This window comes from Streptomyces sp. NPDC058000 (assembly GCF_042886435.1).
Classification (GTDB): domain Bacteria; phylum Actinomycetota; class Actinomycetes; order Streptomycetales; family Streptomycetaceae; genus Streptomyces.
On sequence record NZ_JBHVQS010000010.1, the window covers coordinates 20062 to 31273 of the forward strand.

At 70.0% G+C, this 11212-nt stretch carries 10 protein-coding genes and 1 pseudogene; 4 read left to right on the top strand and 7 right to left on the bottom strand.

Annotated features, from left to right (window positions below):
* Window positions 1-76: 76 nt before the first annotated feature.
* From ACFVT2_RS12940 to lspA, 3 genes are all read right to left on the bottom strand, one after another.
* Window positions 77-751, bottom strand: coding sequence for an SMI1/KNR4 family protein (locus tag ACFVT2_RS12940; RefSeq protein WP_390016054.1), 675 nt, complete (start codon window positions 749-751; stop codon window positions 77-79).
* Between the two features lie 175 nt (window positions 752-926).
* Window positions 927-1793: a dienelactone hydrolase family protein gene (locus tag ACFVT2_RS12945; RefSeq protein ID WP_390016057.1), complete on the bottom strand. Its 867-nt coding sequence runs from the start codon at window positions 1791-1793 to the stop codon at window positions 927-929.
* 212 nt (window positions 1794-2005) lie between these two features.
* Entirely contained in the window at window positions 2006-2581 is a 576-nt protein-coding gene (gene lspA, locus ACFVT2_RS12950) for a signal peptidase II (protein ID WP_390016059.1), read from the bottom strand.
* 313 nt (window positions 2582-2894) lie between these two features.
* Between lspA and ACFVT2_RS12955 the strand changes: the two genes are divergently transcribed.
* Window positions 2895-4217 (top strand): erythromycin esterase family protein, encoded by a 1323-nt coding sequence (locus ACFVT2_RS12955; RefSeq protein WP_390016062.1) that lies wholly within the window; start codon window positions 2895-2897, stop codon window positions 4215-4217.
* A 233-nt stretch (window positions 4218-4450) separates the two neighbouring features.
* Here ACFVT2_RS12955 and ACFVT2_RS12960 read toward each other — a convergent pair whose 3' ends face one another.
* Entirely contained in the window at window positions 4451-5353 is a 903-nt protein-coding gene (locus ACFVT2_RS12960; protein WP_390016065.1) for an MBL fold metallo-hydrolase, read from the bottom strand.
* 459 nt (window positions 5354-5812) lie between these two features.
* Here ACFVT2_RS12960 and ACFVT2_RS12965 point away from each other — a divergent pair, with 459 nt between their 5' ends.
* Entirely contained in the window at window positions 5813-6727 is a 915-nt protein-coding gene (locus ACFVT2_RS12965; RefSeq protein ID WP_390016068.1) for an NAD(P)H-binding protein, read from the top strand.
* Between the two features lie 192 nt (window positions 6728-6919).
* A pseudogene (locus tag ACFVT2_RS12970) lies at window positions 6920-7261 on the top strand (LysR family transcriptional regulator); the annotation flags it as partial.
* Here the strand turns inward: ACFVT2_RS12970 and ACFVT2_RS12975 are convergent.
* The 3 genes from ACFVT2_RS12975 to phoU are packed head-to-tail and all read right to left on the bottom strand — an operon-like array spanning window position 7232 to window position 9108.
* A complete protein-coding gene (locus tag ACFVT2_RS12975; protein WP_390016071.1) occupies window positions 7232-7687 on the bottom strand; it encodes a hypothetical protein in 456 nt (151 codons plus the stop codon). The pseudogene ACFVT2_RS12970 and the gene ACFVT2_RS12975 overlap by 30 nt on opposite strands.
* Complete coding sequence (locus ACFVT2_RS12980; RefSeq protein ID WP_390016470.1) at window positions 7684-8430, bottom strand: IS5 family transposase; 747 nt, start codon at window positions 8428-8430, stop codon at window positions 7684-7686. The genes ACFVT2_RS12975 and ACFVT2_RS12980 overlap by 4 nt, the downstream gene beginning before the upstream one ends.
* A 27-nt stretch (window positions 8431-8457) precedes the next feature.
* The gene (gene phoU, locus ACFVT2_RS12985) at window positions 8458-9108 is read right to left on the bottom strand and encodes a phosphate signaling complex protein PhoU (protein WP_390016074.1); all 651 of its coding nucleotides are present in this window, start codon (window positions 9106-9108) and stop codon (window positions 8458-8460) included.
* Between the two features lie 322 nt (window positions 9109-9430).
* On the opposite strand from phoU, the gene ACFVT2_RS12990 reads away from it, so the two are divergent.
* Complete coding sequence (locus tag ACFVT2_RS12990) at window positions 9431-11092, top strand: alkaline phosphatase family protein (protein WP_390016077.1); 1662 nt, start codon at window positions 9431-9433, stop codon at window positions 11090-11092.
* The last annotated feature ends 120 nt before the right edge of the window (window positions 11093-11212 follow it).

Consider the following 11212-nt stretch of genomic DNA (forward strand, 5'->3'; position numbering starts at 1 on the left):
GTGGGTGGGGGACGGCGGCCGGAGGACAGGACCGGATGAGATGGGATGGGACGGGCCCGGGCTGTCTGCGTCCGCGTCATCCGTCGAACGGCCGCCAGCCCTCCACCACCGGCGACTGCGGATCGTCCCACTGCAGACACTCCTCCACCACGCCGGGCACCACCCGGTCCGAGCCGGCGCACCGCCGTTCGTACAGCGCGTCCGCGACCTCGGTCAGATAGGCGGCGAACGACGGCCAGGCACCGGGACTGGGAGCCTCGGCCTCCGCATACCAGCCGAGCGTGCCGTACCCCTCCCCGGGAGTGCAGTCCGCGAACAGCCCGTAGAACCCGTCCGGGTCGGAGGCGACGAACGCCACGTACCGCTGCTCGGGATCGCCCTCGCCCGCGTACCCGCCCGGCCCGCCGGCCCAGTACGGCAGACATCCCACCGGACCGATCCCGCCGTCCGGCAGCAGGTATCCGCTGGGATCCCGCTCCGGATCCCACTGGTCCTGCGGGATCGGCAGGGGACCGTCCCAGGTCGGCCACGCGAAGTCCGCATCGGGGCCGGTGCCGTTGTGGAGCGTGTAGAACGCCCGGAGATCGGCAGGGAGCACCACATCGAGCTCCCGCTCGACGGCCTGGATCGCCTCCTCGGTGGCGGGCGCCGGCAGCCGCCGGTGGCTCCGCGGGGCGTGTTCCTCCAACCATGCCTCGATCCGGCCCCAGGCGGCCCGGGTCTGCTGGGCCCGTATCTGATCGTCAGTCATGCAGGCACCCTAACCACCGGCCGTGACGGTACGGGCCGGTCGTGGGGACGGAGGCCCGGGGTGGAGTTCGTCGCGGAGGCCGCGGCGCCGGCTCGGGGCGATTCTCGTGGTGCCTGGCGGCAGGTTGTCCGGCTCGCAGCTTGTGGTGTGCTGACGCCGCGGTGTGGCCCCCGGATTACTCCGCGCTCTGCGCGGCCGTCGCTTCCGGGTCCGTTGCGCCGTGCGGTGTGAGCAGACGGGTGCGGAAGAGGTCCAGTACGGCGTCCAGCGCCGCGCGGGTCGGCTGGCCTGGTTCGTCGATGAGGTGCTCGGTGAGTACGGAGTGCGGCGCCGTCGCGGCCTGTGGGTTCGCCGCCGAGTCCGGTAGTTCGACGGCGACGAAGGCATCGCCCAGTTCGCGGCGCAGGAACGCGAACCGGTCGTCCGGCACCAGTCGGTCGCTACGGAACCGCAGCCCCATCACCTGGAGGCCCTCACGCTCGCAGCGGCCCCGCACGGTGGCGAGGTCCTCGGCTGAGATGTCGATGCCGGCGGCCCGGCTCCTGGTGAGGGGAAACGGCAGCGACGGCTGGGACAGTACGGGGGCCAGCAGCCGGTCGTCGACCGCCATGGCCAGGGCGAAGCCGCCGGTCAGACACATGCCGACGGCTCCCACACCGGGCCCTCCGCAGCGCTCGTGCTCGTGCGCCGCCAGGGCCCGCAGCCAGGTCACCACGGGCGAGGACTGGCCGGTGGCCAGCACCGTGAACTCCCGGCTCACACAGACTTTCCGCATCGACGCGGCGACGTACCGTGCGGACTTCGACCACCCGACGTTGGCCGGGTCCATATCGCGACCGGGGGTGCCGAAGAGCACCGGGAGCACGGCGGTGCAGCCGATGGCGGCTACCCGTTCCGCGAATGCCAGGACCTTCGGCGTGATGCCGGGAATCTCCGCGATCACGATCACCGCGGGGCCCGTGCCACGCCGGAGGATGCGGTGCGTGACGCCGCCGTGGGTGAAGGTTTCCCGGTCGAACCCGGTCAGGTCATGATCTGCCATGGAACACCACCGTTGTGATCGCTGACGGCTCGGGGCTGGTCGGACGGTCCCGTCGGGCCGGGGGTACCTCGCCCCGCCCCAACCAGTGCCGTTCGCCGCGATATTACCCACCAGTCACACCGTGCGACCACCGGTCTTCAGGTCTCCGTGGCGGGGCCACCGGGCCGCACCGGCCCGCGGTGCTGTGCTGTGCCGTACTGCGCCGTCCGGCCTCATGATTGCGCGGCTTCGGCAGGCACCTCACCCGACTTTGCCCCGGCGTTGCCCAACTCCCAGCCACGGAACGAGCAGTACACGATCAGGACGCCCCCGCAGACGATCGCGCAGTCGGCGAAGTTCATCACGCTGAAGCCGCGGACCGCGAGAAAGTCGACGACGGCGCCCCGCAGGCCGCCGGGGGCACGGAAGAGCCGGTCCGTCAGGTTGCCGAGGGCACCACCGAGCAGCAGGCCCAGCGCGATGGCCCACGGGAGGCTGTGGAGCTTACGCGCCAGGCGCACGATCGCCACGGCGACGGCCACCGCGATGAGCGTGAACACGAAGGTCATCGCCCCACCCATGCCGAAGGCGGCGCCGGAGTTGCGCATCACGCGGAGTTCCAACCAGGTGCCGAGCACCGGAACGGGCGCGTGATACTCCAACTTCTCGACCACGAACAACTTGCTGCACAGGTCGAGCGCGTAGGCGAAGCCCGCGATCGCCAGGAGGAGTGGGATACGTCGCCCGCCCTTTCCCACCGCTCCCCCGTCCGCCTGCCCGGCGTCTTCCGTCCGCTTCGTATGCGTCAAGTTCCTCACCTCGAAGTCCGTTGCCAGTGGGCCTCCCAGTTGGGTGGCAATCCACCTTAAACGCGGCCAACTCCGAGGCTGGCCCCGGACGTCGCGCGGTCCCGCATCGCTGACCGGCCGACTCGGCGACGGACGGCAGGCGGCATACGGCGGACGCCCGGCGACCAGCGACCAGCGACCAGCGACCAGCGACCAGCGAACTGTCAGTCAGTCGGTCCGTCCGTCGTCGCGATGCCGGACGGTTGCTCACGTCCACTAACGTTCCCCCTGCTGGAACTGCAAGCTGGCCAGGGCCAGTTAGGGGGATCGGGGCATGACCGCAGAACCAACGGCGACGCCGTTTCGACTGAGTGACGAGGCGGTGGTTCCGCTGCAACTGGATCCGACCGCGCCGCTGGACGACCTCGCCTGGCTCGATCGGGCGATCGGAGACGCCCGAGTGGTGGCGATCGGCGAGAGCGCGCACTACCACCACGAGTCGTTCCTGCTCCGCCACCGCCTGTGCCGCTATCTGGTGGAGCGGCACGGATTCGGCGCCTACGCGTTGGAGTCGGGATTCGTCGAGGGGTGGCAGGCCGACGCCTGGGTCCGTGGAGGTGACGGCCGGCCCGACCGGGCCATGGCGGACGGACTGACCTCGCTGATGGGGTTGTGGACGCCGCAGCGCGCCCATCTGGAGTGGCTGCGGCAGCACAACCGAACGGCCGCCCGTCCGGTCGGCTTCTACGGCATCGACCTGCCCGGCTCGATGGTCTCCCTGCTCCCCGGCCTGGATGCGGTGTTCGCCCACCTCGCTGAAGCCGACCCGGAGTTCTCCCCCGATCCGGGCCTGCGCCAGACCGCGGCCGGCTTCGCGGCGGCCTCCGCGTTCTCCGCGCCCGCGGCCATGGCTGCCTACAAGGCCCTCGCCCCGGAAGCCAAGGACGCCCTCACGGCGGGCCTCGCCGACCTCTCGGCCCGGCTCACCTCGCGGCGCCTGGACCACGTGCGACGGACGACGGCCGAGGCCCACGACCGCGCGCTCCGCTCGCTGCGCACCACGATCGCCCTCGACGCGATGCTGCGCGAACTGGCCCGCGGCCACCACGACGGAGCCCTCCACAACCGTGAGGCCACGCTCGCGGACACCGTCGAGTGGATCCTGCGCCGGGAGGACCGGATCGTCCTCGCCGCCCACAACGGCCATGTCCAACGCTGCCCCGACAATCTGCCCGTCGTGCCCCCGACGACGCTGGGCATGCACCTCGCCGACCGGCTGGGCGACGGCTACCTGGCCATCGGCACCACCTCGGCGACCGGCCGGACCCTCAACACCAGCCCCAGCTTCTACACCGGCACGCTCTTCACGGACCTGGAGGAGACGCCGCAGCCCGGCAGCCTCGATGCGCTGATGGCGGCACGCCACCACGGCCCCTTCGCGACCGACCTGCGGCGCCTCCCACCCGCCGACGCCGCAGCCCTACGGGCCGTCACCCAGCACCGCTACGGCACCTTCTACGCCGACCACAACCCCCTGGACGCCTTCGACCTGCTCGTCCACCTCCCGCACGCCACCCCGGCCGATCCCGACACCGACGCGCTCACGCACGCGCCGGACGACATCCGGGAGGCGTTCGCCCGGTGGCGGGCCATGTGAGCACAAGGCACGTGCCGCCGCCCGTTCAGCAGCCGAGGGCCCGCCCGATGCGGGCCGCCGCCTCGGTCAGCTCTGGCAGGCGCATCCGACGACGCCTTCGACGGCACTGACGGATACCGCCAGGCCACCCCCATTCAGCCAGGTGGTGGGCTGGCTGCTCCGGTCCGGCGGGGTGGCGGGCAGGGCCAAGCCACCCGAGCATGCGTCGTAGCGCGCTCAGCGTCGTAGCGGGCTCAGTGCCATGCCGCCCACTCCTTCACTGCGAAACGGTCGCCGGCGCGACGTACTTCGGCCGCGCCCGGCCCGGGGAAGTGTGCGGGGAACAGCAGGGCGCCCCGGTCTGCGGCCTCCGCCAGTACCCGGCGTCGACTGTTGCGTGCGCGGGGTTCGTCCTCGTCGAAGCTGGGGCAGTCGTCCGGTTCCGCGATCTGCAAGGGGCTGTGCAGCAAGTCCCCGGCGAACACCGCGCGTTCCGTGCCCGACCGCAGCCATACGACGGAGGAGCCGGGCGTATGGCCGGGGGCGGGCTCGATGCGGAGCTGGCCGTCGATGTCGTAGTGGTCGCCCTCCTCCCACAGCGTGGCCTGCCCGGCCTGGTGCACGGGGGCGACGCTGTCCTCGAAGACGTTGGCCATCTGACGGCCGGAGCGGGTCCGGTGTCCGTTGATCGGGTTCCAGTAGTCGAAGTCGGCGCGCGGGATGACGTACTGGGCGTTGGGGAAGGTCGGTTGCCACGCTCCGTCGTCGGTCAGGCAGGTGTTCCAGCCGACGTGGTCGCTGTGGACATGGGTGCAGATCACCGTGTCCACGTCGGACGGGCGGATGCCTGCTGCGGCCAGCTCTCCGAGGTAGTCGGTGTGCAGATGGTGGAAGGACGGCATGGCCGGGCGTTCCCGGTCGTTGCCGACGCCGGTGTCGATCAGGATCGTCCGGCCTTCGCTGCGGATCAGCCAGGTCTGGATCATCATGTGGATCTCGTCGGCGGCCGGATCCAGGAAGGTGGGGGTGAGCCACTTCTCGTGCGCCTGCCAGTGCTCGACGGGCACGTCGGGGAAGACGTAGTCGCGGGCGCGTCCTTTGGCGGGCAGCTCCACGACACGGGTGATCTCCACGCCGCCGAGCGCAATGGTGTCCATGCCCCCAGCCTGCGTGCCGTATGACGCGGGCGCCATAGGGCACGCGACCGCATCTCGGATGCCCCTGGCCACGGCCTCGGTCACCCAGTGGGGCGAACGAATCCTCACGTGAGTCCGGCTACGGACGGTATTCCGTGACGTACCTTCCAAGGCAGGTCGGGAAGTGGAAGACGGCGTACGAGCGGTAGCGCCGGTGGTCGGCGGACGGCATGTGGGAGAGGGGCCTGCCGCACGTCCAGGCAGGCGTGGCGCTGTGGGCGGGATCGACTCCAGCGTGGCGCTCAAGGGTTTCCGCGTCAGGGCAACCCTGCCTGGAAGGGGGAGTACGTCTCCCACGGCGCGGTCGCCTTCGCCGCAATCCGGCGGTGGCTGCGTGGGCGATCCACTGGACAGCCTTTTAGGGTGGGACCGTCCCGAGCTGACCGGGCACCCCGGTCCGGAAAGCAGGAGGCGATTTCCGTGCACGTCCAACCCGTTCTTGTCACCGGCGTTGGTGGCGGCGTCGGCGGAGTCGGGCGAGCGATCCTCGACCGGTTGCATGCGAAAGGCGTGCCGGTCCGGGCTCTCGTGCACCACGACGACGGACGGGCCTCGGCCCTGCGGGCCATGGCCGGCGTGGAGGTGGTGGTCGGCGACCTCACCCGTGGCGCCGACGTGGTGGAGGCGCTGACGGACTGCCGCCGGGCCTATTTCGGGATGAGCGTGTCGCCCGCGTATCTGGAGGCCGCAACGACGATCGCTGCGGCCGCCCGGGAGGGTGGCAGCCTTGAGCTGCTGGTCAGCATCTCGCAGATGACGGTCTCGCAGATGGACCTCACCAGCGATACCGAGTCCCACCAGCAGCGGCTGCACTGGTTGGCCGAGCGCGTCCTCGACTGGTCGGGGGTGCCGGTCGTCCACGTCCGACCCACAGTCTTCATGGAGAACCCGCTCTTCGCCCGGGTCGCCGTCGCCTCGATCCTGCGGGATCGAACGATCCGCCTCCCGTTTGGTTCCGCTCGGACCTCCCCGGTCGCCGCAGCAGATGTGGCGGAGGCCATCGCATGCCTCCTGCTCGCCCCGGTTCCGTCGTCCGGCCGGGTCTACGAGCTCACCGGGGCGCGCTCCCGTGACATGGCCACCATCGCTGCCGAGTTCTCCACCGCCCTGGGCCATGACGTGAGCTACGTCGACGTGCCGTACGAGGAGTGGCTGGAACACGACCTCAAGAGTCAGGACCTGCCGCCCCATGTCTTCGAGCACATCGCCACGATGGCGCGGCTGCACAGCGAGAACCGGTACGACCGCGCCACGAACGACATCGCCGAGCTGCTCGGACACCCCCCGCTGGGATTCGACAGCCTCATCAGGAACACCCCCGCCCTGCAGTCGTAGCCAGATTCGTTCCGGCAGGCATGGCAGCCAGACATTCAATGATCTTGGTGTAGGTGGGGTGACCGCGGAGTCGGGGCCGGACAGGTGTGTATGCCGGGCTGAACGATCGGTGAATCCGTTGGCTCGCAGGGCTTGTGTGCTGTCTGGGTGCTGTCCCCTTCCTGACGTTGGCCCACTTGGTGAGTCGGCATCCCCCGCCGCATGTACGAGACGGACACCGCCTCCTGCGCACACCTGGCGCAGGTGGGCCGCGCGGTGGGCTTGTGCCAGGCCACCTTCCCGCCGACCCCCGGCCTGACCACCCGCCCCCTCGCCGGTACGCCACTGCGCTGGCGGCACTTGCTGGGCCGGCACCCGGCGAACCAGCGGCCCGACACCGCGGCAACGATGCTGGGCAGGCCCTGCGCGCACACGCGCGCACGGCGGCGCTGCGACACCTACAGACTCCGGAAACGGCACCGTGGGGCACCTCCGTTGGTGCCCCACAGCCCCGCGGGCCTGGTCTCAGAGGGTGTTCTGTGGGTGTTCGTCTGATTTCAGATTGAGTTGGTCTCTGGGGCGGCCGGTGCCGACTGGGTCAGGGTGAACAGGCCGGGGTTCGGGCTCGGTGAGGAGGTCGCGGTTGACCAGGCGTTTCAGCTTGGCCCTCATGCCCTCGGTGTGCCGCGGCTCGATGCCGAGGCCGAGCGTGTGGCAGACGTCCTTGGCGCGGAGCCCGTCCCCGTTCTGCTCGAAGAGAGTCAGGATGTCGCGGTAGCCGGGCGGCAGCGACTCAGGGGCAGGGGTGCCGTCCTCGGTGGCCAGTTCCAGGACGGTCTCGCGGGTGATCTCCAGCCGCTCCAAGGTGTGCTCGGCAGTGGCGAGTTGCTCGGTGAGCTCGGTGATCTGCGCGCGCAGTCGTTCGATGGTCTCGCGCACCAGTTGCTGCCGGGTCTCGATCTTGTCCAGGAGCTGTCTCACCGCCCGCTCCCGCTCGCCTGGGGTGCATCGCGCCAGGTCGGGGTGGCGGTGCGGGTGAGGCGGCGGAGCATGACGTCGGTCATGGACCAGTGGATCATCGCCACCGAGCTGGCCGGCAGTGTCTCGTAGTCCCGCACGAGTCTGCGGTGGAGCATGAGGGTGCCGAACGTCTGCTCCACCACCCACCGCTTCGGTTCCGGGGTGAACCCTCTTGCCCCTGGCTCACGTTGGACGATCTCCACGTCGTTGCCGAGGTCGGCTCCGTGTTCGACCACGGCCTGCTTGAACCCGGCATCCACCCAGCCCTTCGTCACCGTGGCCGCCGCGGCGGCGACCTTGTCCAGCAGAGCGATCCCGATCGCGTTGTCGTGCACGCTCGCGGCGGTCACGACCACCGCGATGATCAGGCCGAGGACGTCGGTGGCGATGCCCCGCTTGCGGCCCGGGCTCTTCTTGCCCGGATCCAGCCCGGTCGTGTCCTTCGGTGCGTTCGCCGAGGCCCGCACGGTCTGGGAGTCCAGGACGACGCCGGTGGGGTCCTCGTGCCGCTTGCGCATTTCGCGGGCCTGCCAGCGCAGCAGGTCGTGGATGGTCTCGGCGGTGCCGTCGTCGCGCCACAGGGCGAAGTAGTAGTACACCGCGCTCTTCGGCGGCAGGTCGTGCGGCAGGTAGCGCCACTGGCAGCCGGTGCGGGCCTGGTAGAGGATCGTGTTGACACGACGAGAATCGCCGAACTCTCGCAGAACACGCTCTCAAGCTGTAGCGCGCTTTCAAACGGGAGTGTCTGCGTACTCGCCGGTGACGAGGTACACCAAGCGTTTGGCCACCGCTACGGCGTGGTCGGCGAACCGCTCGTAGTACCGGCCGCACAAGGTGACATCAACTGATGTCTCCACCCGATGGTGCCAGCGCTCGTCGAGCAGATGCGTGAAGAGCTGACGGAGTAGCTCGTCCATCGCGTCGTCAGATTCCAGCTCTAGCGCCATGTGCACGTCCTTGGTCTCAAGCGCCGTGCCTGCTTTGGCCATCACGTATTGTGCGACCTGCCCCATCTGAAGCACCGTGGCGCGCAGATCGGCCGGTACCGCTGGCTCCGGGCAACGTCGCCGGGCCACCTCGGCCACGTGCCGGGCGAGGTCCCCGGCGCGCTCCAGGTCGGCGCTCATCTGCAAGCTGGTGACCACGATGCGCAGGTCTGTCGCTACTGGTTGCTGGAGGGCGAGCAGGTCGACGGCGCGTTGCTCCAGATCGTGCTGAAAGTCGTCGATGTTACGGTCCGCCTCGATGACGCTCTCGGCCGTGGACAGGTCAGCGTCGACCAGCGCCGTTGTCGCCCATGTCATCGCCGTGCCGACCATCCGGGTCATCTCGACCAGCCGGTCGCTGATCGTGGCCAGCTCCTGGCGGTAGGTCGTGCGCATCGCCGTCGTCCTCCCGGCCCCCGCGCCTCTCCGGTACGCATCTACCGTACGGCTGTCGCGGCGTGGGCTATGTAGTCGCGCCGACATCCCATGCTTGTGGCGAACAGTCGGCCAAGGCTGGCCGTCCGGACCCGAAGGCTCCCGGCGACAAATGGCGTGGTCGTCTTCTGTTCACTTCCGTTCCCCCGGCTGGCGGTCATGCGCGGACGGCTACACGGCGGGTTTGTTGGGCGTTCAATTTCTGGCCGCGATCAGTACACAACCGGCGGCTATTCATGACGGGCACCGCTGCCCGCGCCATCAGCAACAACTGGAGTAACTTGTGACCCGCCGTTCCATACGACTGGCCGCCGTCCTCGGTGTCGCCGCGACCCTCGCCGGGGGCTCGCTCGCAGCGGCGTCGGAGCTCACCGGCGCCACCGCCGCGCCGCAGAAGGCCGCAGCCGCCAAGCACGTCCTCCTGTTGTCCGTCGACGGTCTGCACCAGTCGGATCTGGCCTGGTACATCGCCCAGCACCCGCAGTCCGCGCTGGCCCGGCAGGTGCACGGCGGCGTGCAATACACCAACGCGCACACCACCACGCCCTCGGACTCCTTCCCCGGCATGACCGCCCAGGTCACCGGCGGCGGCCCGGGCACCACCGGCGTCTACTACGACGACGTGTACAACCACGCCCTGCTCCCGGCCGGCACCACCAACTGCAAGAGCGCCAAGCCTGGTGCCGAGGTGGACCTCACCGAGGGCCTGGACAAGAACAAGGCATCCCTCGACGCCGGCCAGGGCCTGAAGAACCTGCCCGGCAGCATCCTGCAGATGACCGGCACCCCGCAGAGCCTGCTCGACCCGAGCAAGCTGCCGGTCGACCCGAACACCTGCAAGCCGGTCTACCCCCACTCGTACCTGCAGGTGAACACCGTCTTCGAGGTGGCCCGTAAGGCCGGTCTGGGGACCGCCTGGTCGGACAAGCACATCGCGTACGACATCCTCAACGGCCCCTCCGGCACGGGCATCCAGGACCAGTTCTCCCCGGAGATCAACAGCAACGCCCCCGGCTACCCCGCCGGCGGTGACTGGACGACCGACAACAAGGCCACCGAGCAGTTCGACGGCTACAAGGTCAAGGCCGTCCTCAACGAGATCGACGGCTACGACCACAGCGGCAGCAAGAAGGTCGGCACCCCGGCGATCTTCGGCATGAACTTCCAGTCGGTCTCCACCGCGCAGAAGCTGCCCACCTCCGACGGCCTCAAGGGCGGCTACGCCTCCAAGGGCGTCCCCGGGCCGCTGCTGCAGAAGAACCTCGACTTCGTCGACACCGAGGTCGGTGCGATGGTCAAGGAGATCCAGGCCAAGGGCCTGGCCTCCAGCACGGACATCGTCCTGTCCGCAAAGCACGGGCAGTCGCCGACCGACCCCAACGCCCTGACCCGCATCGACGACGGCCCGCTCCTCGACGGCCTCAACGCCGCGTGGAAGAAGGCGCACCCGGGCGCCGGTGACCTCGTCGCGCACTCCGTCGACGACGACGGCATGCTGCTGTGGCTGAACGACCGCTCCGCCGAGGCCACTTCGTTCGCGAAGAAGTACCTGCTGGCCCAGAGTGGCCAGGGCAACGACATCAACGGCAAGCCGAAGGCGTTCACCAACGGTGGCCTGAGCAAGGTCTACGCCGGCAAGGATGCTGCCGACTACTTCGGCGTCAAGCCCGGTGACGCGCGCGTGCCGGACCTGTTCGGTATCGCCAAGTACGGCGTGGTCTACACCGGCGGCAAGGGCAAGATCGCGGAGCACGGCGGCGCCCACGCCGACGACCTGAACGTCCCGCTCGTCGTCTCCGGCGCCGGCACCTCGCAGGGCGTGACCAAGTCCGCTCCGGTCAAGACCGCCCAGATCGCGCCGACGATCCTGTCCCTGCTGGGCCTGGACCCGCAGAGCCTCCAGGCGGTCCAGAAGGACCACACCCAGGTGCTGCCGACCCGCTGACCCGCAGCGCCGCGCACCCCCGTGGGGGGGGCCCCCCCCCCCCCGCGGGCCCCCCCCCCCCCACCCCCCCCCCGGGGCGGGGGGGGGGGCGGGGGGGGGGGGCACACACCCCACACGGAG